Annotated in this window: 21 protein-coding genes; 15 read left to right on the top strand and 6 right to left on the bottom strand. The window is 67.0% G+C overall.

Going from position 1 to position 22,579, the window contains the following annotated elements:
* Nucleotides 1–10: 10 nt before the first annotated feature.
* Complete coding sequence (locus tag AWC12_RS23195) at nucleotides 11–508, top strand: DUF1990 domain-containing protein (RefSeq protein WP_024447406.1); 498 nt, start codon at nucleotides 11–13, stop codon at nucleotides 506–508.
* Between the two features lie 87 nt (nucleotides 509–595).
* Nucleotides 596–1,339, top strand: a complete 744-nt coding sequence (locus AWC12_RS23190; protein ID WP_412093753.1) for a GAF and ANTAR domain-containing protein — start codon at nucleotides 596–598, stop codon at nucleotides 1,337–1,339.
* Between the two features lie 15 nt (nucleotides 1,340–1,354).
* Here AWC12_RS23190 and AWC12_RS23185 read toward each other — a convergent pair whose 3' ends face one another.
* From AWC12_RS23185 to AWC12_RS23180, 3 genes are all read right to left on the bottom strand, one after another.
* Nucleotides 1,355–3,742, bottom strand: coding sequence for a hypothetical protein (locus AWC12_RS23185; RefSeq protein ID WP_234814121.1), 2,388 nt, complete (start codon nucleotides 3,740–3,742; stop codon nucleotides 1,355–1,357).
* Complete coding sequence (locus AWC12_RS31720; RefSeq protein ID WP_234814144.1) at nucleotides 3,736–4,830, bottom strand: hypothetical protein; 1,095 nt, start codon at nucleotides 4,828–4,830, stop codon at nucleotides 3,736–3,738. The genes AWC12_RS23185 and AWC12_RS31720 overlap by 7 nt, the downstream gene beginning before the upstream one ends.
* Before the next feature lie 219 nt (nucleotides 4,831–5,049).
* The gene (locus tag AWC12_RS23180; protein WP_207576469.1) at nucleotides 5,050–6,771 is read right to left on the bottom strand and encodes a sensor histidine kinase; all 1,722 of its coding nucleotides are present in this window, start codon (nucleotides 6,769–6,771) and stop codon (nucleotides 5,050–5,052) included.
* A 104-nt stretch (nucleotides 6,772–6,875) separates the two neighbouring features.
* Here AWC12_RS23180 and AWC12_RS23175 point away from each other — a divergent pair, with 104 nt between their 5' ends.
* The 3 genes from AWC12_RS23175 to dosR are packed head-to-tail and all read left to right on the top strand — an operon-like array spanning nucleotide 6,876 to nucleotide 9,364.
* On the top strand, nucleotides 6,876–7,871 hold the full coding sequence (locus AWC12_RS23175; RefSeq protein ID WP_085177430.1) for an Acg family FMN-binding oxidoreductase: 996 nt from the start codon (nucleotides 6,876–6,878) through the stop codon (nucleotides 7,869–7,871).
* Nucleotides 7,865–8,686 carry a universal stress protein gene (locus tag AWC12_RS23170; RefSeq protein ID WP_024447411.1) on the top strand — a complete coding sequence of 274 codons (822 nt, stop codon included), beginning with the start codon at nucleotides 7,865–7,867 and terminating at the stop codon, nucleotides 8,684–8,686. Before AWC12_RS23175 ends, AWC12_RS23170 begins: the two co-directional genes overlap by 7 nt.
* A 33-nt stretch (nucleotides 8,687–8,719) precedes the next feature.
* Nucleotides 8,720–9,364 carry a hypoxia response regulator transcription factor DosR/DevR gene (gene dosR / locus AWC12_RS23165; RefSeq protein WP_024447412.1) on the top strand — a complete coding sequence of 215 codons (645 nt, stop codon included), beginning with the start codon at nucleotides 8,720–8,722 and terminating at the stop codon, nucleotides 9,362–9,364.
* Here dosR and AWC12_RS23160 read toward each other — a convergent pair.
* Nucleotides 9,361–10,353: an Acg family FMN-binding oxidoreductase gene (locus AWC12_RS23160; RefSeq protein WP_085177155.1), complete on the bottom strand. Its 993-nt coding sequence runs from the start codon at nucleotides 10,351–10,353 to the stop codon at nucleotides 9,361–9,363. The genes dosR and AWC12_RS23160 overlap by 4 nt on opposite strands.
* A 39-nt stretch (nucleotides 10,354–10,392) precedes the next feature.
* Nucleotides 10,393–12,045, bottom strand: a complete 1,653-nt coding sequence (locus tag AWC12_RS23155; RefSeq protein WP_085177153.1) for a glycoside hydrolase family 13 protein — start codon at nucleotides 12,043–12,045, stop codon at nucleotides 10,393–10,395.
* A 131-nt stretch (nucleotides 12,046–12,176) separates the two neighbouring features.
* On the opposite strand from AWC12_RS23155, the gene AWC12_RS23150 reads away from it, so the two are divergent.
* From AWC12_RS23150 to AWC12_RS23125, 6 genes are all read left to right on the top strand, one after another.
* A complete protein-coding gene (locus tag AWC12_RS23150; protein WP_024447415.1) occupies nucleotides 12,177–13,199 on the top strand; it encodes a LacI family DNA-binding transcriptional regulator in 1,023 nt (340 codons plus the stop codon).
* A gap of 125 nt (nucleotides 13,200–13,324) precedes the next feature.
* On the top strand, nucleotides 13,325–14,635 hold the full coding sequence (locus AWC12_RS23145) for an extracellular solute-binding protein (protein WP_024447416.1): 1,311 nt from the start codon (nucleotides 13,325–13,327) through the stop codon (nucleotides 14,633–14,635).
* Nucleotides 14,632–15,594, top strand: a complete 963-nt coding sequence (locus AWC12_RS23140; protein ID WP_024447417.1) for a carbohydrate ABC transporter permease — start codon at nucleotides 14,632–14,634, stop codon at nucleotides 15,592–15,594. The genes AWC12_RS23145 and AWC12_RS23140 overlap by 4 nt, the downstream gene beginning before the upstream one ends.
* Nucleotides 15,591–16,418: a carbohydrate ABC transporter permease gene (locus AWC12_RS23135; RefSeq protein ID WP_085177151.1), complete on the top strand. Its 828-nt coding sequence runs from the start codon at nucleotides 15,591–15,593 to the stop codon at nucleotides 16,416–16,418. Before AWC12_RS23140 ends, AWC12_RS23135 begins: the two co-directional genes overlap by 4 nt.
* 4 nt (nucleotides 16,419–16,422) lie before the next feature.
* Nucleotides 16,423–17,622: an ABC transporter ATP-binding protein gene (locus AWC12_RS23130; RefSeq protein WP_024447419.1), complete on the top strand. Its 1,200-nt coding sequence runs from the start codon at nucleotides 16,423–16,425 to the stop codon at nucleotides 17,620–17,622.
* A 33-nt stretch (nucleotides 17,623–17,655) separates the two neighbouring features.
* Nucleotides 17,656–18,924 (top strand): DUF4032 domain-containing protein, encoded by a 1,269-nt coding sequence (locus AWC12_RS23125; protein WP_024447420.1) that lies wholly within the window; start codon nucleotides 17,656–17,658, stop codon nucleotides 18,922–18,924.
* Here AWC12_RS23125 and AWC12_RS23120 read toward each other — a convergent pair.
* Nucleotides 18,921–19,304, bottom strand: a complete 384-nt coding sequence (locus AWC12_RS23120; RefSeq protein WP_085177149.1) for an STAS domain-containing protein — start codon at nucleotides 19,302–19,304, stop codon at nucleotides 18,921–18,923. The two genes, AWC12_RS23125 and AWC12_RS23120, sit on opposite strands and share 4 nt — an antisense overlap.
* 188 nt (nucleotides 19,305–19,492) lie before the next feature.
* On the opposite strand from AWC12_RS23120, the gene AWC12_RS23115 reads away from it, so the two are divergent.
* From AWC12_RS23115 to AWC12_RS23100, 4 genes are read left to right on the top strand one after another with little or no spacing between them, the layout of a single operon-like run.
* Nucleotides 19,493–19,897, top strand: a complete 405-nt coding sequence (locus AWC12_RS23115) for a TOBE domain-containing protein (protein ID WP_024447422.1) — start codon at nucleotides 19,493–19,495, stop codon at nucleotides 19,895–19,897.
* 41 nt (nucleotides 19,898–19,938) lie between these two features.
* Complete coding sequence (gene modA / locus AWC12_RS23110) at nucleotides 19,939–20,658, top strand: molybdate ABC transporter substrate-binding protein (protein WP_085177429.1); 720 nt, start codon at nucleotides 19,939–19,941, stop codon at nucleotides 20,656–20,658.
* Entirely contained in the window at nucleotides 20,655–21,461 is an 807-nt protein-coding gene (locus AWC12_RS23105; protein WP_024447424.1) for an ABC transporter permease, read from the top strand. Before modA ends, AWC12_RS23105 begins: the two co-directional genes overlap by 4 nt.
* Nucleotides 21,461–22,552 (top strand): sulfate/molybdate ABC transporter ATP-binding protein, encoded by a 1,092-nt coding sequence (locus AWC12_RS23100; protein WP_085177427.1) that lies wholly within the window; start codon nucleotides 21,461–21,463, stop codon nucleotides 22,550–22,552. The genes AWC12_RS23105 and AWC12_RS23100 overlap by 1 nt, the downstream gene beginning before the upstream one ends.
* Nucleotides 22,553–22,579 lie beyond the last annotated feature (27 nt).

Raw genomic sequence — 22,579 nt, 5'->3', positions numbered from 1 at the left:
AGCTGACAGGGTGAAGCTGACCGACCTTGCCGGCCTGGCGCTGACGTACCCCGAGGTGGGTGCGACCGCGGATGAGATGCCCGCCGGCTACCACCACATCCGGAAATCGTCGGTGATCGGCAGGGGCCGTGAGCGTTTCGAGCAGGCGGCGGCCGACGGCATGCGCTGGGGGATGCTGCGTGGCGCCGGTCTGCGGGTCGAGGCGTCGGCGCCGACCGCGGCCGTGGGCGCCGACGTGTTGGTCCATCTCGGCCCGGTGCTGGCTCCGTGCCGCGTCGTCTACGTCGTCGACGAACCTGACCGTCGCGGATTTGCCTACGGCACGCTGCCCGGCCACGCGGAGTGCGGCGAGGAGCTTTTCTTGGTGCGCTTCGATCCCGCCACTGAGAATGTCTACGCCGAGGTGGCGGCCTTCTCGAAGCACGCCACGTGGTGGAGCAGACTGGCCTCACCGGTCACCTCGACGATCCAGCGGCTCGTCACCGATCGCTATCTGCGGGCGCTGTGACCGACCCTCGCGAAGTAGATTGGCACGGCGTGACATTGTTCATGCGCGCGCCCGCGACGGCTGTCGGCGGTAGCCTGAAGAGCCATATTGACGCGCAAGTACTGGACGGTGACGGTGGGAAGTTCAGCCGATGTGGAGGCCGCACATCTTCGGGTGGCCGAGTTGGTTCAGGGGCTCCACAACAGACCTGACACCGATTCCGACACGGTGGTGGCCGAGCTCGCCGAACATGCGGCCGCCAGGATTCCCGGCGCGCAGTACGCCGGTATCACACTCACCCGCAACGCCAAGCAGGTTGAAACCCCTGCCACAACCCATCATTGGCCGCTACTGCTGGACAAGATCCAGCAGCGGCATCTCGAAGGACCGTGCCTGACCGCGGCGTGGGAGGAAAAGACCGTCCACGTTCGCGACCTGGAGACCGATGACCGGTTCCCCAACTACCGCAAGGACGCTCTGGAAGAGACTCCGATCCGCTCGATCATGGCGTTCCAGCTCTTCATCGCCGACGAGAGTCTCGGCGCACTGAATGTCTACTCCGAAGAACCCAACGCCTTCGGCCACGAGTCGCGCACCCTCGGCCTGATCTTCGCCGCGCATTCGTCGGTGGCGTGGAATTCGGCGCGGCGGGAGTCGCAATTCCAGAAGGCACTCGCCAGCCGCGATGTGATAGGCCAAGCCAAAGGCATGATCATGGAGCGATACCGGGTCGACGCGGTCCAGGCGTTCGAGTTGCTGCGCAAGCTTTCGCAGAACTCCAACGTGCCCTTGACCAAGGTCGCCTCCGATCTGGTCTCCGGCACGCTCTCGTCCAACGGCAACTCGGAATAGCCTCCGCAGCGCGGCCTACCGGGTGTCCCAGCGGTCGCGCCCTTGGCCGGCCGCCGGGCCCGTAACGACCGGCCTGGGCGCATCGGCGCTCGGCGGTGAAGTGGCCGAATCACCCTGCGAGGCAGACCAATCCGTGCCGACACAGAGCAGATCCGACGGCACCGGCACGGTGTTCGGCAGCGGAATCGGCATACCCGGGATCGACGGAATGGTCAGCGACGGCGGGTTGATCAGGTTCGACAGACCTGTCGCCGCCAGCGGGGTGAGCGGGCTCGGCGGGCCGGGAACAGCCACGTTCACCGCACCCGGGGCGCCGGGCACCGGCGGAGTTCCCGGCGGGGTGATGCCCATGACCGACGACGCCGTATTTTGCACAGTCCGGGCCATACCCGGGGGCGTGAGCAGATCCGTGAGCGTCAGCGTGTTGCCGGGTGTCCCCGGGATCGGCAACCCGGGCGTTCCGGCGTTGACGCTCGTCCCGTTCGGTGGGGTCGGCGGCACCGGCGGGGCCGGGTAATTGATGTAGGTGTTGGTTGACCCCGGAGGCAGCGGCGGGGTCGGAGGCGTGGACGCGCCGCTCGGTACGGATGCGGCGCCACCAGGGACGCCCGGCGTCGGGGGCGAAACCACACCCCCGGGCACACCCGCGCCACCACCGGGCACCGGCGGAACAGGCGGCGTCACCACACCGGCAGGCACCGCTTCGGCACCACCCGGGACACCCGGGCTCGGAGGCGAAACCACACCCCCGGGCACACCCGCGCCACCACCGGGCACCGGCGGAACAGGCGGCGTCACCACACCGGCTTCGCCGAAGATCGGCGCGCCCGGCGCTGGCGGGCCAGGAGGGCCGTCCGCCGGGACTGCCGCTGCTGCGGGACCCCCGGCCCCTGCGGCGTCGGTTGTGGCGGTACCGCTCGCGGCCGCGAGGGGTGCACCACCTGGGGTAGCGCCTTCCCCGGCGCCCACGGCGCCGGCTGCTCCCTCGACCGGAGCTCCGCCTCCCGCGCCTGCACCGCCACCTTCGCCTGCGCCTACAGCGCCTGCGTCACCGAAAGCCGGGGCAGCCTGCGGTCCCGGCGGCGTCACTGCCGCTGCGGAGGAATCGATACGGGCGCCCTCGGCGGGCGGCACGGCCGGAGCCACAAGTCCAGCCTCGTCGATGACCGGCGCGCCGGGAGCGGGCGGCCCCGGAGGCGTCGCCAGACCTGCGTCACCAATCACCGGTGCGCCGGGTGCACCCGGCGCAGGAGGCGTCACCACACCGCCCGGCTCACCCGACGGAACACCAGGACCACCCGGAGCAGGAGGCGTCACAACACCCGCCTCATCCACCACCGGCACACCCGCAGCACCCGGCGCAGGAGGCGTCACCACACCGCCCGGCTCACCCGACGGAACACCAGGACCACCCGGAGCAGGAGGCGTCACAACACCCGCCTCATCCACCACCGGCACACCCGCAGCACCGGGGGCGCCGGGAGTCGGCACCTCGACCGCGGCATTGAGTGGAGCGCCGGGACCGCCTGGTGCGGGCGGCGTGGCCAGATCGATCGCGGCGTTCGCCGGAGCGCCGGGCGCCCCGGGGGTCGGAGGCGTCGCGATGGTCGTCGATCGCTCGATCGGCGCGGCGGGTACGTCGAGGCCGCCGGGTATCGCGGCGTCGACCGAGGCATTCACCGGCGTACCGGGAATACCCGGAGCGGGCGGCGTTGCGACATTGGCCGATGCCTGCAACGGAGCGCCCGGGAGTCCGGGGCCGGGCGGGGTGGCGATGTCGACGCCCGAATTGGCCGGGTTGAGGGTGATCTCCGGTGTCGGCGGCGTCGTGAAAGTCGTCGAACCTCCAGAGGGAATCCCTGGCACACCCGGAGGCGGCGGCGTCGCGATCTCGACGATCGAATTCGTGCCCGCGCCCGGCGACGGCGGCGCAGGAGGGGAAAAGGTCTCGATTGAACCCGACGACGGCGTTCCCGGCGCGGGAGGTACTGGGGGAGAGAAGGTTTCGATCGTGTTCACGGCCGGCGAGCCCGGGGCGCCAGGCGCGGGAGGCGTCACCACGCCGCCCGGCTCACCCGAGGGCACACCGGGACCACCGGGAGCGGGGGGCGTCACCACACCGGCCTCATCGACCACCGGCACACCAGGACCACCCGGAGCTGGAGGAGTCACCACGCCGCCCGGCCCGACCACCGGCACACCGGGACCACCCGGTGCAGGAGGCGTCACCACACCGGCCTCATCGACCACCGGCACACCAGGACCACCCGGAGCTGGAGGAGTCACCACGCCGCCCTCCCCGACCACCGGCACACCGGGACCACCCGGTGCAGGAGGCGTCACCACACCGGCCTCATCGACCACCGGCACTCCAGGACCACCCGGAGCTGGAGGAGTCACCACGCCGCCCGGCTCCCCGACGGCACACCGGGACCACCCGGTGCAGGAGGCGTCACCACACCGGCCTCATCGACCACCGGCACTCCAGGACCACCCGGAGCAGGAGGCGCCACCACACCGGCCTCCCCGACCACCGGAGCACCTGGAGCCGGAAGGGGCGGCGGAATGTCGCCGGCCGACGCCGCGAGCGGCGCGACGGGCGCGGGAGGAGGAGGCACCGCGCCGGCAGCACCCTCGACCGGTGCGCCCGGAAGACCGGGGGCGCCGCCACCCGGGCCGCCGGCACCGGACCCACCGGATCCCGATGCGCCGGCGGCCGCGGCGACGGGAGCCCCTGACATGCCGGGAGGAGAAGCAGAGCCACCGACCGGAGGCACCGCACCGGCCTCGCCAATGATCGGCGCACCCGGCGCCGGGGGTGCAGGAGGTGATGCCAGACCGGCGGGAATCGCGGCCGGGCCGCCCGGGGCGGGCGGAAGCGGCGGCAGCGCGGCGCCACCGTCGCCGACGATGGGCACACCAGGAGTGGGAGGCGTCGGCACTGCCGGATTGCCGACCGGCGTAACCACGGGCGCACCCGGGGCGGGTGGCGTCGGAATTCCAGGACCGCCCACCGCAGCACCCGCCGGCGCACCCGGAACCGGTGGGGTCGGAACGCCGGGACTACCTACTGGTGCGCCGGCGGAGGTCCCCGGCACCGGAGTAACAGGCGGAGTGCCGCCGCCGGTAGATGACGTCAACGGAGTCCCGGGACGGGGCGGCACAGGCGGGGTCGAACCCGACGACGGCGTGACGATCGACGCCGGCGGGGTTCCGGGCACTGGCGGGGTCGCGGCGGGAATCGAGGTGCTGGCGGGCGGAACCACGACCGGCGGCCGCGGCTGACCCGGCGTGGTGAAGGATCGCGCGGTGTCGTTGAGCGCCTGCGGGATGTCACCGGGACGGGAAACGATTTGCTGGAGGATGCCGACGCACGGTACGCCACCGCGGGTGGGTGTCGCATTCGCCGCGGAGCCCAGCAGCGGGGCGCTCAAGAACAATCCTGCGCTGCCCATCATGACAACGACGATGCCCTTTTTCGTCCGAGACATGTGCTCCCAGTCTTTCTACGTCCGCGCCAAGCGAATTACATCGGTGTAGTTACTCCGCTTACTGAACCGAAAACTTCGAAATTTTCCCTCGCGACAGCAGCGGCGTTATCCAACCGTTGCGAAGGCGAAGCGCTCCCGTCACCAGTCATGCGCAGATACCAGCGCGGACATCACTGCTTGACGCTGGTTCAACGCAACGAGATATCCGCAGAGCGAAAGCTAGAGCCCCTCTTTCGACGGAAGCGAAACACGCCACTGAAGCCTGGTCCCTCCGTCGGCCGCTCTGTGGACGGCAAACGAGCCGCCCACGTTGTCGGCTCGGCCGGCGAGGTTGGCCAGGGCGCCTTCCGTGACACCTGTCTCGATTTCCCGGCCGTTGTCGGTCACGTCGATCGACAGGTCTTCGTCGACGGTCACCGTCACCGTCACTACGGTGGCACCCCAATGGCGAACGGCGTTGCTGACGGCTTCGCGTACGACGGCCTCGGCGTGGTCTGCCAACTGGGCGTTCACGACCGACAGTGGACCGACGTACTGCACCGACGTGCGCACATCCGCCGCTTGAAACGCCGCGACGGCCTCATCGATGCGCTGCCGCAACCTGGTGATCCCCGATGACCCGCCGTGCAGGTTCAAGATCACGGTCCGAATTTCCTGGATGACGTCCTGAAGATCGTCGACGTACTCCGAGAGTCGTTGCTGCACTTCGTCGGATCTGGCACCGTCAACGGCCCGCTGCAGCGATAGCCCCACTGCGAAGAGCCGCTGGATTACGTGGTCGTGCAGGTCGCGCGCGATGCGGTCCCTGTCGGCCAGCAGACTCAGCTCCTGCACTCGGTACTGAGCGCATGCCAGCTGCCACGCCAGTGCGGCCTGATCGGCGAAGGCCGCCATCATATCGAGCTCATCGTCCCGAAAAGGTTGTCCGCCAGGGCTTCTCAGCACAATCAGCACCCCCGGCACCACGTCGGTCGCTCGCAGCGGAAGCACCATCGCCGGGCGGGCCGCGGTTCCGGTGCCGACGTCGGAACCCACGAACTTGTCGGGAGTTCGTCCGAGGAACGCCTCGCCGATCGCTGTGCCGGCAACAGGGATCAGCAAGGGCGCAGGGGCGATCGGCTCCCCCGCCGCGGCGATGACCGTGAGGTTGTCGACCTCGGCGCGGACTTGATTCGGATCCTCGGCGATCGCAACGATCGTGGTCACCGCCCCGCTGAGCTCCTGCGCCTTGTCTGCGACCAGCCGGAAGACTCCAGCCGGATCGGTCCCCGACAACAGCTCGGTGCCGATGTCGCGGGTCGCGGCGATCCAGGACTGACGGGCGCGCGACTGCTCATAGAGTCGGGCGTTCTCGATGGCGATTCCGGCGGCGGCGGCCAGCGCCTGGGCCAGGACCTCGTCGTCGTCGCTGAACGGGACTCCGCCGACTTTGTCGGTGAGATACAGGTTCCCGTACACCTCGTCGCGGATGCGTACCGGCACTCCGAGGAACGTCCGCATCGGCGGATGATTCGGCGGGAAACCGACCGAGTGCGAGTGTGTCGAGATGTCTTCGAGCCGAATCGGTTTGGGATCGTCGAGCAAAACTCCCAGCACCCCGCGCCCCTCTGGCAGGTGACCGATGCGTTCCCCGGTGGGCCCGTCGATGCCCTCGTGGACGAACTCGACGAGTTCATGGCCCGCGCCCCGCACGCCGAGCGCACCGTATCGCGCGTCAACGAGGTCAATCGCGCTGTGCACGATCGAGCGAAGGGTGTCGTCGAGCTCCAGACCCGAGGTGACCACCAGCATGGCCTCGACCAGGCCATCGAACCGATCTCTGCCCTTGATGATCTGCGCGACCCGGTCCTGCACCTCGACGAGCAGTTCGCGCAACCGCAGCTGCGACAGCGTGACGCGCAGCGGACGCTCTCCGTCACCGGGTTCCCCGTCCTGCGCCACGACACCATGGTGCCCCACGACAGCCGCAGTGGTTGAGGACCATTGGCCCTGTCGGCGATGGCCCGCGGCGAGCAGTGTCGTTGGTGAACCGAACGGAGGTCAGCATGCCGGCCACGTGTGTGCCCGCCGAGACGATCATGGATGCGCTTGAGGTGGCCTGCAGGGCACCGTCCCTGCACAACAGCCAGCCGTGGCGTTGGGTCGCCAACGACAACGGCGTCGACCTGTACGCCGACCCCAGACGGATGGTTCGTGCGGCAGACAGCAGCGGTCGGGAAGCCTTGATCAGCTGCGGGGCCGTACTGGACCACTTCCGGGTGGCGATGGCCGCGGCCGGATGGGACACCTCCGTTCGGCGCCTCCCTGACCCGGACAACCCACTACACGTTGCCGGTGTCGACATCACCGCCGCGCCGCGGGTGACCACGCAGCAGAAGACACGTGCCGACGCGATCCTGTTGCGTCGCACCGATCGAATGCCGATGTCGGCTCCCCAAGACTGGGAAGGACTTGCCGCCGCACTCGGCGACACCGCGCAGCGCGGCACGGTACGAGCCGACGCACTTGCAGACGATGCACGTGAATCGTTGGCCGAGGCGTGCCATCTGGCAGACGCGGTTCGAATGTACGACTCCCGCTACCACTCCGAACTGTTCTGGTGGACAGCTGATTTCGTCGCCGACGACGGAATACCCAGGAGTGCGCTGATCTCGGCGGCCGAGAGCGACCGAGTGGACGTCGGGCGCACCTTCCCCGTCGAGGCCCACCCGGAACGGCGTGGCGACATCGATGACGATCGCGCGGGCATCCTGGTGCTGTCCACCGAGGATGATTCCAGAGAAAGCGTATTGCGTTGCGGCGAGGCGCTGTCGGCGGTGCTGCTGGACGCGACGATGGCGGGAATGGCGACCTGCACGGTCACCCACGTCACCGAAGTCCCCCACGGGCGCGACATCGTCGCGTCGCTTGTCGGCATCACCGCGATTCCGCAGGCGATCGTGCGGGTCGGCGTCGCTCCTGCCCTGGCCGCCCCGCCGCCGCCCACGCCGCGTCGGCCGATTCGTGAAGTCTTTGAACTAAACAGGGGCACAGCATGTTAGAAGGCCAGTCGGGGTCGTATGTCGTCGTCGGAATCGACGGCTCCCCGGCTGCCATCGATGCGACACTGTGGGCGATTGATCAGGCGGCGGACCGCGATATCCCGCTGCGGCTGGTGTATGTGGTAGACGATCAGGCCGGGGTCACCCTCGATCCGCAAGAACAGGCGCGCCGTCTGTCCACGGCAGACAGGGCGATTCGCTACGCAGTGACCGAGGTTGAGTCCACCGGACGTTCGGTCAAGATCGAAGTGGAGATTCTGCAGGGCAGACCTGTCCAGACTCTTCGCGAAGCGGCACGATCGGCCGCGATGCTGTGCATCGGTGCGCGGGGCCTTCGGCATTCCACCCGGGGCGCGATGGGCTCGACGGCGGCCGCCCTGTCGGCGTCCGCGCTCTGCCCGGTCGCGATCGTCAGGACGCACCGGCCGCAGCGCTGTAACGACCGTGCCGTCGTCATCGAGGTCACCGGAAGTGCGGCGAACAGCCCCGTACTCCACCACGGCCTCGAGGAAGCCCGCCGCCGACACGCCCCGGTGCGTGTGCTGACGCCCGCGCGCTCCTATCCCGATTTCGAGGCACAGTGGGAACGCCGGCTGGCCGAATGGCGGCGCCGCTACCCGAATCTGGAGATCACCACCGTGGGCAACGGCGACACGCTGAACTATCTCACCGTCCACGGCGAGTCGGTTCAGCTCGTCGTCATCGGACGCGACCGGCCAGGCGGTGTGGCGGCGCTCATCGGGGCGCCGGGCAATGCCGCACTGCGCGACACGGATTGTTCGATACTGGTGTGTGAACCGCCCAACGCACTGTGACGGTGCACATCCGTATAGGTAGGACGTTCCAACATGGTGAAGGTTTTCCTGGTAGACGACCACGAAGTGGTCCGGCGAGGCCTGATCGACCTCCTGGGCACCGATCCCGACCTCGACGTCGTGGGTGAGGCGGGGTCCGTTGCCGAGGCTATGGCGCGAATCCCGGCGCTTGCGCCTGATGTCGCGGTACTCGACGTCCGGCTGCCGGACGGCAACGGCATCGAACTGTGCCGCGACCTGCTGTCCCGGCTGCCCGACCTGAGGTGTCTGATGCTGACGTCGTTCACGTCGGATGAAGCGATGCTCGACGCGATCCTTGCCGGCGCCAGCGGGTACGTGGTCAAGGACATCAAAGGCATGGAGCTGGCAAGCGCCATCAAAGAGGTCGGGGCGGGACGATCGCTGCTGGACAATCGCGCCGCCGCGGCCCTGATGTCCAAGCTGCGCGGGGAAGGCCAACCCTCTGATCCGCTGTCCGGTCTGACCGATCAAGAAAAGGTGCTGCTCGATCTGGTCGGCGAGGGTCTGACCAACAAGCAGATCGCCGCCCGCATGTTCCTCGCCGAGAAGACGGTCAAAAACTATGTGTCGCGGCTGCTTTCAAAGCTCGGCATGGAACGTCGCACGCAGGCGGCAGCATTCGTGTCGAAGCTCGACCGAAGCCGCCGGCGCGACTAGCTCATCGGCGAACCATCCAGCCGGACCACCACATCTGCGATATCGCGGCGCGGCGTGGAAGGCAGCGGGTCCGCGTTGAGCGGCGCCCAGCCGATGCGCAGCAACATCTGCGGATACCCGTCGGCTCCGAACACCTCGCGTCGGACGGCCTCCCGCGTCTCTGCGATCTCGAGAGGCTCAGTGATGGGGCAGCTCGCCAGCCCAAGCGCCGTGGCGGTCAGCAGAACGATGCTCGTCGCCTCCCCCGCCCGCAGCCACGACAGCCGGTCGTCCCCGATCGTGCCCAGCGCCAGCACCGTTGCATTGTCCTCGGCGGCCGCAGTGTCCGGCGTCTGAGGCAGGACGCCACCGGCGAACGCTCGCAACGGAATCGGCCCCGTCGAATGAGAACCGGGCACACTCCTCGCCGGAACCCCGGCGGTGGATGCGTACCGGCCACTCCACGCGGCTAGTTCGGCGAGGTAGCCCTGATCCGACCCGTGCCGCGCGGCGGCCTCGTTGACAAGCCGGGTGAGTCCGGCGATGTCGTCGACACGCCGCAGTGTGACCCCGGCACGTGCGGCTCTGGCACCCATCAGCGCGATGTCCCCGCGAGGGACCGGCCACGAACTGTAGTGGCGGCGGTCGGTACGGCGACGCGGGATCGCAGCGGCAAGCGTGACGTCGAGTTCGGCAGCGGGATAGCGGTACAACTCCACCGCGGCAAGGTGGTCGGGCTCCGCAGGGTTGGGGAACCGATGGACCTTTGATTGCCAGCCCAGCGCCGCCAATGCGACCACGCAATGGTTGAGGACGGCTCCGCAGCTGAGCATCAGATCGCGAGCATCCGGATCGGTGTGGGACAGTTGCAGATCCGGATTCGCGTACAGATGCACACTGGAATCACCCAATCGCCATTGCCACGGCTGGGAGTTATGGACCGACGGCGCGCGATTCGCCAGGGACAGCGCCGAACGGAGCGTCTCGTAATCGGGATAGGAACCGTTCATTCCTCTAGAGTGCGACGCCGCCACCCCCGTGTAGAGGGCCTAAAGACCCCATTCGGTCCTCAACCACGCCGCGGTGTCGACAGGCAGGACGGTCTCGACGCCCGGCGCGGACGCCAGGACGACGACCGCGCCGTCCGGCAGATCGACCTGGGTGGACCCGGTGTTGACCCAACACTGGGCTGCGCCGCGCTCGAACGCGATGACTCCGTCGGGAGCGGTGAGCCATTTGAGGTCACCGGCATCGCGCCACAGCGACGGCCGCAGCTTGAGCGCCTCCCGGTAGAGATTCAATGTCGACTCGGCGTCGCGCTCCTGAGCCTCGACGCTGTGTTCGGCCCAGTGGTCGGGCTGCGGCAGCCACGTGGTCGCACCGGGGTCGGCTGCGAAACCGTACGGTACGTCAGTCTCTTTCCACGGCAACGGGATTCGGCAACCGTCGCGGCCCACGTCGGTGAAGCCCGATTGCACCCAGGTGGGGTCCTGGCGCAGGTCGTCAGGCACGTCCTCGATCTCTTCGAGGGCCAACTCCTCGCCCTGATAGACGTACGCCGTGCCCGGCAACGCCAACTGCACCAGTGCCGCGGCGCGCGCCCGCCTACGCCCCAGATCATGGTCGGGTTCCTCGGCCGACCAGCGGGCGCGCTCCCAGTCGGTTTCGATGAGCTGGTCGGGTTGTGAGCGCGAAAAGCGTGTGACGGTGCGCGTGACGTCGTGGTTGGACAGCACCCAGGTGGGCGGCGCTCCGACGGATGCGGCGGAGCCGATCGCGTCGTCGATGACCTCTCGCAGCTTTTCCGCACGCCACGGCGAGCGCAGGAAGTCGAATTGAAATGCCGTGTGCAACTCGTCGGGCCTGAGGTAGCGGGCCAGACGCTCGTTGCTGGAGACCCACGCTTCGGCGATGAAGATTCGTTCCGGGGTGTAGCGGTCGGCCACCGCACGCCAACCGCGGTAGATCTCGTGCACGCCGTCCTGATCCCATGCCGGGTGCCGGTCACCGAAGACGAGCATCGAGTGCGGTGCTGCATCGACGGAGGGGTCGACACCGTCGGGCAGCCCATCCACTTTGACCAGGCCGTGCGCGACGTCGATGCGGAAGCCGTCAATGCCGCGGTCGAACCAGAACGACAGGATGTCCTCGAACTCCGCACGCACCTCGTCGTGGCCCCAATTCAGGTCCGGCTGTTCGGGAGCGAACAGATGCAGGTACCACGACCCGTCGGCGACTCTTGTCCACGCCGGGCCGCCGAAGATGCTCCGCCAGTTGTTCGGCGGCTCCACACCGCCCTCCCCGCGCCCGGGTTTGAAGTGGTAGCGCTCCCGGGCGCCCTTCTCGCCGGCGAGCGCGGCCTGGAACCACATGTGCCGATCGGACGTGTGGTTGGGAACGATGTCGAGAATCACCCGGATGCCGAGGTCGTGCGCTTCTGCAATCAGTGACTGCGCCTCATCCAGGGTGCCGTAGGACGGTTCGATATCGCGATAGTCGGCCACGTCGTAGCCGGCGTCGGCCATCGGAGATGGATACCAGGGGTTGATCCAGATGGCGTCGACACCGAGACGGCCGAGATACGGCAACTTCGCACGCAATCCCGCGATGTCGCCGATGCCGTCGCCGTTACCGTCGGCGAAGCTGCGGATATAGACCTGATAGACGACGGCGGTCTGCCACCACGACTGTTCGGAGGCCACGGCGAAACTCCTCGGTAAGAGCGGAAAGGGGAAAGTAAACGTTTGCGTACTTAGACTCGCGATATACCAACTACATGTCAATCCCGAAACTCATAACGTAAATAATTACGCTCCGCTATTCTCAGCATCTGATGATTCCAAAGCAGACGGTCAACATGACTGACGTCGCCCGACACTCGGGAGTCTCGATCGCTTCGGTGTCACGGGCCCTGCGGGGCGAACCCGGGGTGTCCTTGGTGACCCGCGACCGGATCCTGTCCGCGGCGAGGGAGCTGTCCTACGTCGTCTCACCGGAGGCGTCCCGACTCTCCGGTGGAGCTACGGGCAGGGTCGGTGTCGTAGTTCCGCGGATCGACGCCTGGTTCTACTCCACGGTGCTGGCCGGCATCGCAGACGAATTCGACACCGTCGGCGTGGATCTGGTGCTCTGCACCCTGCCGGATTCGGCTGCGCGGCACCGCTTCTTCGAAGCGCTTCCCCTGCGCCGCAAAGTCGATGCTGTGGTGGTGGTTTCACTGCCGCTGACGTCCCGCGAACGTACTCGCATCGATCAGCTCAACGTACCGACCGTTTTCGTCGGAGGTCATCACCCCGACGGGAACCGGTCGTGGATCGGTATCGACGACGAGCTCGCCGCCCGCCAGGCCGTCGGGCACCTGCTCCACATCGGGCACCGCGACATCGCGATGATCCAGGCCGCTGACGACACGGACATCCCATGGGCCACCGATCAGGCACGCATCAGCGGCTTCCATCACCAGATGCGCGAGGCGGGGCTGCACGATCCCACGGTGGTGACGGTGAAGTGGAGCATCGAGGGTGGATCGCGCGGAATGGAAATGCTGCTGAGCAACTCCCGGCTGCCCACCGCGGTTTTCTGCCACTCCGACGAGATCGCCCTCGGCGCACTCCGTACGTTGAGGCGTGCCGGAGTCTCTGTCCCGCAGCAAATCTCGATCATCGGCGTCGACGACCACCCGTCTGCTGAACTGACCGACCTGACGACCGTCGCGCAGCCGGTGCGCGACCAAGGTCAGATCGCCGCACGAAAAGTCCTCCGTCAGCTCACCACCGACGGCGTGGAGAACGACGGGGCGATGACGACCCTGCCCACGCGATTGGTGATTCGCGGGTCGACCGCCTCGCCGCACTGACACCGCTGCCCCACGTGACCTGTGAGGTGTGACACACTCACAGGCGTACCGAATGTGCTGCACGTGGCCCTCATCGGAGCTCACAACTTCCGAGAACGGGGACAAACTTCATAGACGAGGACGTGATGAAACGAGATCAGTTCGCCCGCGGGCGACGACGTCGCGCAATCGCGCTGGCCAGTGCGCCTCTGGTCGCTGCGTCACTGTTGTCCGGTTGCGGCAGCCAGGGCGGCCCCCCAACCCTGACCTGGTACATCCTTCCCGACAACGGAGGCTCCGCGGCACGCGCCGAACAGTGCGCAGATGCTTCCAACGGCGCCTATCAGGTGCGCATCGAATCACTTCCGAGCACCGCCACCGCCCAGCGCGAGCAGATGGTCCGCCGCCTCGCCGCCGGCGATTCGTCGATCGATCTGGTCAGCATGGACGTGGTGTTCACCGCCGAGTTCGCCAACGCCGGGTTCCTGCGCCCCTACACCGCCGAGGAGACCCAACGTCTCACCGCGGGGATGCTTCCGGCGCCTGTCGAGACGGGTATGTGGGAAGACACGCTCTACGGCGCACCCTACAAATCCAACGCCCAGCTGCTCTGGTACCGCAAGTCGGCCGCCGCCGCGGCCGGCGTGGATCCCACGTCACCGACCTTCACGTGGGACGAGATGCTCAAAGCCGCTGTGGGGCAACAGAAGAAGATCGCCGTCCAGGCGCAGCGCTACGAGGGCTACACTGTGTTGATCAATGCCCTCGTGCTCTCGGCGGGCGGCGCACTGCTGGAGGACGTCGAGGCCGGACGCAACGCCAAACCTTCGCTTGCGAGCCCGCCCGGGGAGAAAGCCGCCGAGATCGTCGGCAACCTCGGCCGCTCCCCTGCCGCGCCCGCCGACATGTCCAATGCGTCGGAGGAGCAGGCCCGCGCCAACTTCCAATCCGAGCAGGGCATGTTCATGGTCAACTGGCCCTACGTGCTGGCCGCGGCGCGCACCGCCGCTGAGGAGGGCACACTCCCGCAGGCGGTGGTGGACGACATCGGCTGGGCCCGCTACCCCAGGGTGTCTTCGGACCGCCCCAGCGCGCCGCCGCTGGGCGGCGCGAATCTCGGCATCGGCGCCTACACCAAGTATCCGGATCAGGCGATCGCGCTCGTCGAGTGCATCAACGCCGAACCCAAGGCGACGCAGTACATGCTCGACGAGAGCGAACCTTCGCCCTACGCGGCGTCGTACGACGACCCCAAGATCCGGGAAACGTACGAAAATGCCGATCTGATCCGCGAATCCATCGGCGACGGCGGACCGCGGCCACCCACACCCTTCTACACCGATATCTCGGGTGCGATCCAGCAGACGTGGCATCCGCCCGCCTCGGTGAACGCCGAAACACCGGAGAGGACAGACGAATTCATGGCTGACGTGCTGGCAGGGAGGCGGCTGCTGTGACCCGGGCGAGCGAAGCGACGGGCGTTGGCGGCGCACTCCAGGACGCACCCATTCAACAGGATCCCGGCAAACCGTCGGTCAGCGAGCGCGCCAAGGGTGAACGCCGACTCGGCCTCTATCTGACCCTTCCGTCGTATGTGGTGATGCTTCTCGTCACCGCCTACCCGCTCGGCTACGCGCTGGTGTTGTCGCTCTACAACTTCCGGCTCACCGATCCGGAGGGACGCAGCTTCGTAGGCCTGAGCAACTACCTCGTCATCCTGACCGACCCGATCTGGTGGAACGACTTCGTCACCACGCTGGCGATCACGGTCGTCACAGTGGCCATCGAGTTGGTGCTCGGCTTCTGGTTCGCGTTCGTGATGCTGCGGATCGTGCGAGGCCGTGGTCCACTGCGCACGGCGATCCTCATTCCGTACGGCATCGTCACCGTCGTGTCGGCGTTCATCTGGCGCTACGCGTTCGCGATCGATTCGGGCTTCGTGAACCAGTGGCTCAACCTCAGCGAGTTCGACTGGTTCGGCGACCGGTGGTCGGCGATCTTCGTCATCTGCCTCTCCGAGATTTGGAAGACGACACCGTTCATCTCGCTGCTGCTACTCGCCGGGCTTGTTCAGGTCCCCGAGGACATGCAGGAGGCGGCGAAGGTGGACGGCGCGACGGCCTGGCAGCGGCTGTGGAAGGTCACGCTGCCGAATATGAAGGCCGCGATCATGGTCGCCCTGCTTTTCCGCACTCTCGACGCGTGGCGGATCTTCGACAACCCGTACGTGATGACGGCGGGTGCGAACAACACCGAGACGATCTCGTTCCTGGCCTACCGGCAGAACGTGACCCTGGTGAATTTGGGTATGGGATCGGCGGTCTCGGTGCTGTTGTTCCTCTCCGTCGTTGCCATCGCCTGGATATTCATCAAGGTATTCAAGACCGACCTCTCGCAAGTCAGGGGTGACCAGTGACCAAGAGCACCAAATGGTGGACGATCGCCGGAATCGTGATCGTCATCTACAGCTTCGTGCCGATGCTGTGGATGATCAGCCTGGCCTTCAAACCGCCGTCCGACATCGTCTCGGGCAAGCCGTCATTCCTGCCGAGCACGTTCACGCTCGACAATTTCGCGCAGATCTTCAGCCAGCCGTTGTTCACCCGGGCGCTGATCAACTCGATCGGCATCGCGATCATCGCCACCATCATCTCGGTGATCATCGCAATGTTCGCCGCGTATGCCATTGCGCGCCTGGAGTTTCCGGGCAAGAAGCTGCTGCTATCGCTGGCACTGGGCATCGCGATGTTTCCGCAGGCCGCGCTGGTCGGCCCGCTGTTCGACATGTGGCGTGGGCTCGGCATCTACGACACGTGGCTCGGCCTGATCATCCCGTACCTGACCTTTGCTCTGCCCCTGTCGATTTGGACGATGTCGGCGTTCTTCCGTCAGATCCCTTGGGAAATGGAGCACGCCGCGCAGGTGGACGGCGCCACCCAGTGGCAGGCTTTCCGCAAGGTGATCGTCCCGCTGGCCGCACCCGGGGTGTTCACCACCGCCATCCTGACGTTCTTCTTCTGCTGGAACGACTTTCTCTTCGCGATCTCGCTGACCTCGACCGACAGCGCACGCACGGTGCCCGCAGCGTTGGCGTTCTTTCAGGGCGCGTCCTACTTCGAGTCGCCCGTCCCCTACATCATGGCCGCGTCGGTGATCGTGACGATCCCCGTCGTCATCTTGGTTCTCATCTTTCAGCGGCGCATCGTCGCCGGTCTGACCTCCGGAGCAGTGAAGGGATAACCCCATGGCAGCAATCACCATGCGCAACATCGTCAAGAAGTACGGCGACGGTTATCCGGCCGTCAACGACGTAAGCCTGGACATCGCCGACGGCGAGTTCATGATCCTGGTCGGTCCGTCCGGATGTGGGAAGTCGACGCTGCTGCGGATGATCGTCGGCCTCGAGGACATCACCTCCGGCGACATGCTCATCGGCGACCAGCGGGTCAACGACAAGGCGCCGCGCGACCGCAACCTCGCGATGGTGTTCCAGAACTACGCCCTGTACCCACATCTGACGGTGTTCGAGAACATCGCCTTTCCGCTGCGCCTGTCCGGCAAGCTCTCCGACGAGGAGATCCGCCAGCGAGTCAACGATGCCGCCAAGACGCTGGAGCTCGGCGAGCACCTGGACCGCAAGCCGGCCAACCTGTCGGGCGGTCAGCGTCAGCGGGTGGCGATGGGCCGCGCGATCGTGCGCGAAGCCGACGCGTTCCTGTTCGACGAGCCGCTGTCCAATCTGGACGCCAAACTGCGCGGCCAGATGCGCACCGAAATTCTGCGGCTGCAGCGCAAGCTCGGGGTCACCACGGTGTACGTCACCCATGACCAGACCGAGGCAATGACGCTGGGGGACCGAGTTGCGGTGCTGAAAAAGGGTGTGCTGCAACAAGTCGCTAGTCCGCGCGAGCTCTACGACCAGCCGGTGAACCTGTTCGTCGCCGGCTTCATCGGCTCCCCTCCGATGAACTTCGTACCCGCCCAGGTGCGGGGCGACGAGATCGAGCTGCCGTTCGCGAAGGTCCCCTTGCGGGACGAGTGGCGCGGCGCCGTGCAGGACGGCAAGATCTACATCGCCGGTATCCGGCCCGGCGCATTCGAGGACGCCGAGTTTGTCGATCAGGAGAAGCGTTCGCGCGGAGTGACATTCGACGTCACCATCGATGTGACGGAGTGGCTGGGCAACGAGCAGTACGCGTTCGTGCCGTTCGAGGCTTCCACTGAGATCGCCGGACAGCTCGCCGAGCTGGCCAACGACCTCGACAGCGAGCAGTTGCGCACGCAGATCTGCGTCGAACTCGACCCGCTCAGCCGCGTGCGGTCCGGAGACACGGCCAAGCTGTGGCTCGATGCCGAGCGACTGCACCTGTTCGACCCGCAATCGGGTGACAATCTCACCCGCACCGTGGAGTCACACGGGCGGCACGCTGCGGCCGCCGGCTAGCCGGCAGTCACGGCCGGCGACGCCACCACGAGCATGGCCGCTCCCGAACTGCGGCTGCGGGCCCCGCGCCCGGGACTCCTTGCGTTGCCGTGGGATCGGCCGCTTGCCGAATGGGCGGCCCCCGAGATCGGACTGCGGGATCTCCCAGTGGGCCCGAGCCGACACCTGGTGAAGTTCGTCGAATCCGATGGCGAGCTGTGGGCGCTCAAAGAGCTGCCTCCGCGTATCGCCGCGCGCGAATACGACGTGTTGAGTCGACTGGAAGAGATGGGCCTCAACGCGGTCCGCCCCGCGGGCCTGGTGTACCAGCCCGACTTCGACACCTCGATTCTGCTGACCCGCTATCTGGTCGGCTCGTGGCAGTACCGGCGTCTGTTCATGCGACTGCCGCCCGATGCCCCCAAACACCGCGCACGGTTGTTCGACGCGATGGCCACGCTGCTCGTGGAACTCCACCGCTACGGACTGTTCTGGGGCGATTGCTCGCTGGCCAACACCTTGTTCTCCCGGGACGGCCAGGTGCTCCAGGCGTTCCTCGTCGACGCCGAGACCAGTGAGATCCATCCCAGGTTGTCCGACGGACAGCGCACCCACGACATCGACATCACAGTGGAGAATGTCGCCGCGGGGCTGCTTGACCTCGCGGCCAAGCTCGAAAGACCAGATCTGGAGCCGGGTTTCATCACCGAAGCTCTCGGCATCCGCCAACGGTACGAAGGACTGTGGGATCTGCTGCACTCGAAGCCGACGTTCGGCTTCGCCGACCGCTACCGCGTCGAGGGAACCATTCGCAAGCTCAACGAGCTGGGTTTCGCGGTGGACGAGGTGTCTTTGCAGCCGGTCCGCGCCGGCGCTGACGAGCTGCGCCTCCACGTCGCGGTCGGCGACCGGCGTTATCACGCAACGCAGTTGCGTCGGCTGGCCGGTCTCGACGTCGGCGAGGGGCAGGCGCGCATCCTGCTCGGCGACCTGCACGCCTATCAGGCCCAGCTGTGCCGCGAAGCCGGTCACGATGTCGACGACAAGACCGCCGCTGCGCTCTGGGTGATGGAGGTCGCCACCCCAACGATGCACCGAGCACACGCCGCGGTCGGCGCGACGGGGACACCGATCCAGGCGTATTGCGATCTCCTCGAAGTACGGTGGCTGCTGTCCGAGCGCGCCGGGCACGACGTCGGAACCGAGCGCGCGCTACAGGCGTTGGCGCGCAACGTCGTCCCGTCGGAGTCGGCCGCTCAGCTGATGGTCGTCGAGGATCCGACCGAGCCGTTCTCGGTGCTCGACGACGTCAACGATGACTAGGCCTGCACGGCCCTGAGCGCCTCGTCACGGGTCAGGCACAGCGTCAGTTCCGAATCCAGACCCACGAGTGTCAATGGCCTGCGGGTGGCGTTCCCTTCAGCGACCACCGCGAAGCCAGTGCCGGCGCCGACGTCTGCTTTCGCTTTGATCAGGATGGTCATGCCGACCGAGGCAAGGAAGGTCACTCCGGTGAGATCGATGACGAGCGCCGGCGGGGCCTCGGCCACTGCTTCGTCGACCGCAGTACTCACCTCGGTCGCCGTGGCGGCATCGATCACGCCGATTATCGAGAGCACAACTGTCCCGTCCACGACGTCCGTACAGACCGTGACCTCGCTGCGCGCGGGTGGGAACGCCGAGGTGCCGATCTCGTCAGCCATTGTCGTTCCTCACTACCGGTCGTGAACCCACCCGTGGAACCATCTCAGCACACTTGACGCTCCCCCGCCGCCTCCTGGTCTCCTCCGTCGTTGAGTCCGCGAATTCGGATCCAGCTGGTTCTCAGACCCGCAGACGTGGTTGTATTGGTGTCATTGTTCCGTGTATACGGAAAACCGAAGGGAGTCGGATGCCCGCCATTCGGGTCAGGGACGCTGCCATGCTGCTCGGCGTCAGCGATGACACCGTGCGGCGCTGGGTCGACAGTGGCAGCTTGCCCGCCGCCAAGGACGACTCCGGGAGGAAAGTGATCGACGGCAAGGCCCTCGCCGAGTTCGCCCGTGACCACGCGGCGCCCCCGCCCGATCCGCTGGGCGGGGGCAGCTCGGCCCGCAATCGGCTGGTCGGTCTGGTCACGAAGGTCACCGCCGACAAGGTCATGAGCGAAGTGCAGATGCAGTGCGGCCCGTTCACCGTGGTTTCACTGATGAGCACGGAGTCATCGCGTCAGCTCGGCCTGGAGCCCGGTGTCATCGCCGTCGCGGTGGTCAAGGCGACGACCGTCATCATCGAGACACCGGAGGGAGTTTCGTGAACCCCCTACCCGGCTTCATCGCGGTCCTCACTGTGGCCGCCATGACAACGGGATGTTCACTGTCGGAGTCCGATTCGAACACCGGTGACAGCGGGGTGACGGTGTTCGCCGCGGCGTCGCTCAAGTCCACTTTCACCGAACTCGGCGCACAATTCGAAGAGGACAACCCCGGCACGAAGGTGAGTTTCAACTTCGCGGGGTCCTCCGATCTCGTCTCTCAACTCTCGCAGGGCGCGCCGGCTGACGTCTTCGCCTCTGCCGACACCGCGAACATGGCGAAAGCCGTCGAGGCCGGCCTCGTGTCCGGCGAACCTGTCGATTTCGCCGCCAACACGCTGGTGATCGTGACGCCACCTGGAAATCCTAGGGGCATCGCGTCTTTCGCCGACCTGGCCAGGTCTGACAGCCAGGTAGTCGTCTGTGCGCCGCAGGTCCCGTGCGGCTCGGCAACCGAGAAGGTTGAGAGAGCCACCGGTGTGACGCTGACGCCGGTGAGTGAGGAATCCGCCGTCACCGACGTGCTCGGCAAAATCACCTCGGGCCAAGCCGATGCCGGCCTCGTGTACGTGACCGACGCATCGGGCGCCGGTGACAAGGTCACCGTGGTCCCCTTCCCCGAATCCTCCTCTGCGATCAACACCTACCCCATCGCCGTGCTGCGCGGGGCGGCCGATTCCACCGCGGCGGCGAAGTTCGTCGGACTGGTTACCGGTTCACGAGGACGTGAAGTGTTGTCGGCGGCGGGCTTCGCCGCACCGTGACCGCGCGTCGTGCCGGCGGACGCATCCAGGTCGGCTTGCCGAGATGGATCTACCTGCCCGCCGCGGTGGGTGCACTGTTCGTCATCACTCCCCTACTGGCGATCCTCCTCAGGATCGACTGGCCCCATTTCATCCCGCTCGTCACGTCAGAATCTTCGCGTGCTGCGCTGGTTTTGAGTCTGCAGACGGCCGCGGCCAGCACGGCATTGTGCGTGCTACTCGGCGTACCGATGGCTCTGGCGCTAGCCCGCGGGGACTTTCCCGGCCGATCGGTGCTGCGTGCTCTCGTGCTTCTTCCGCTGGTGCTGCCGCCCGTGGTCGGCGGGATTGCGCTTCTGTACACATTCGGCAGGCAGGGACTTCTCGGACATCACCTCGAAGCTCTCGGTATCCGGATCGCCTTCTCCACGACCGCGGTGGTGCTGGCGCAATCCTTTGTGTCACTGCCCTTCCTGGTGGTCAGCCTGGAAGGTGCGTTGCGCTCCGCGGGTGCAGGCTACGAGCACATCGCCGCGACACTGGGCGCCAGACCGACCACCGTGATGCGGACCGTCACGCTGCCGCTGGTGCTGCCGGGACTCATCTCCGGCACGGTGCTCGCGTTCGCGCGGTCGCTCGGCGAGTTCGGCGCGACTCTGACATTCGCAGGATCGCTTCAGGGCGTCACCCGGACCTTGCCGTTGGAGATCTATCTGCAGCGGGAGACCGATGCGGACGCAGCGGTCGCCTTGTCGCTGTTGCTCATCGTGGTCGCTGCACTGATTGTCATCGCGACAGCGAGCAGACGGCTGACGGGAACGTGATGACCGGCCTTCACGTCCGGGCCAAGCTCGCGGCGCGCGACGTCGACCTCGACGTCACCGTCGGCGACGGTGACGTGCTGGCCGTGCTGGGGCCCAACGGGGCCGGAAAGTCGACCTTGCTGTCGCTCATCGCCGGCCTGCTGCGCCCCGATGTCGGACGTGTCGAGCTGGGTGGGACAGTCGTCACCGATACCGACTCGGGGACGTTCGTGCCCGCATACGCACGGGGTGTGGCGATGCTGAGTCAGGAAGCGATGCTGTTCCCGCACATGACGGTCACCGCCAATGTTGCCTATGCACCCCGCTGTAAGGGTCAGTCGCGCAGCGCGTCCCGCGAGACCGCCCGGCGTTGGCTGGATGCCGTCGACGCAGGCCACCTCGCCGATCGCAAACCCGCGGAACTGTCTGGCGGACAGGCCCAGCGCGTCGCTGTCGCTCGCGCACTCGCCGCCGACCCGCGGGTACTTCTGCTCGACGAGCCCATGGCCGCGCTCGACGTCACCGCCGCTCCCGCCCTGCGGCGTCTCCTGCGCGATATCCTGCGCGGCCAGGGCAGGACGGCGATCATCGTCACGCACGATCTTCTGGACGCGCTGGCCATCGCCGACAGGGTCGTCGTCATCGACGATGGCCGGGTGGTCGAGAGCGGCCCGTCGCGTTCCGTGCTGACGACGCCGCGCAGCACCTTCGCTGCCCGTATCGCAGGCGTCAACCTGATCCCCGGCGTGGCGACGGCACGCGGCGTCATCCGCACGGCGTGGGGCACCGACATCTTCGGCGCCGGCGACGTCCCACCCGGGACGCCTGCGATCGCGTTGTTCCAGCCGAGCGCCGTCGCCGTGCATGTGGATGTGCCGCACGGCAGTCCGCGCAATGTCATCGCCGTGACCATCGGTGAACTCGACGTCAACGGCACGGTGGTCCGTGTCCGTGGTGCCGATCAACCGGACGGCGGAGCCGGGCTCGCAGCCGACGTGACGGCTGCCGCGGTGACCGACCTCGATCTCGCGCCGGGCCGTTCGGTCTATTTCGTGGTCAAGGCGCAGGAGGTGGGACTCCATGCTGCCCTGCCGAAGTCATTGGGACGGTAGCAATCACGCCTCGATGGTCGAGCAGCG

This window comes from Mycolicibacterium iranicum, assembly GCF_002101705.1.
GTDB classification, from domain to species: Bacteria; Actinomycetota; Actinomycetes; order Mycobacteriales; family Mycobacteriaceae; genus Mycobacterium; species Mycobacterium iranicum.
This window is presented reverse-complemented; position numbering and strand designations above follow the sequence as displayed.

Coding starts and splice junctions, on each gene's coding strand:
- AWC12_RS31720 (WP_234814144.1), bottom strand. CDS start 4,830: ATGTCTCGGACGAAAAAGGGCATCGTCGTTGTCATGATGGGCAGCGCA.
- AWC12_RS23175 (WP_085177430.1), top strand. CDS start 6,876: ATGCCGGCCACGTGTGTGCCCGCCGAGACGATCATGGATGCGCTTGAG.
- AWC12_RS23170 (WP_024447411.1), top strand. CDS start 7,865: ATGTTAGAAGGCCAGTCGGGGTCGTATGTCGTCGTCGGAATCGACGGC.
- dosR (WP_024447412.1), top strand. CDS start 8,720: ATGGTGAAGGTTTTCCTGGTAGACGACCACGAAGTGGTCCGGCGAGGC.
- AWC12_RS23160 (WP_085177155.1), bottom strand. CDS start 10,353: ATGAACGGTTCCTATCCCGATTACGAGACGCTCCGTTCGGCGCTGTCC.
- AWC12_RS23150 (WP_024447415.1), top strand. CDS start 12,177: ATGATTCCAAAGCAGACGGTCAACATGACTGACGTCGCCCGACACTCG.
- AWC12_RS23145 (WP_024447416.1), top strand. CDS start 13,325: ATGAAACGAGATCAGTTCGCCCGCGGGCGACGACGTCGCGCAATCGCG.
- AWC12_RS23130 (WP_024447419.1), top strand. CDS start 16,423: ATGGCAGCAATCACCATGCGCAACATCGTCAAGAAGTACGGCGACGGT.
- AWC12_RS23125 (WP_024447420.1), top strand. CDS start 17,656: ATGGCCGCTCCCGAACTGCGGCTGCGGGCCCCGCGCCCGGGACTCCTT.
- AWC12_RS23120 (WP_085177149.1), bottom strand. CDS start 19,304: ATGGCTGACGAGATCGGCACCTCGGCGTTCCCACCCGCGCGCAGCGAG.
- AWC12_RS23115 (WP_024447422.1), top strand. CDS start 19,493: ATGCCCGCCATTCGGGTCAGGGACGCTGCCATGCTGCTCGGCGTCAGC.
- modA (WP_085177429.1), top strand. CDS start 19,939: ATGACAACGGGATGTTCACTGTCGGAGTCCGATTCGAACACCGGTGAC.
- AWC12_RS23100 (WP_085177427.1), top strand. CDS start 21,461: ATGACCGGCCTTCACGTCCGGGCCAAGCTCGCGGCGCGCGACGTCGAC.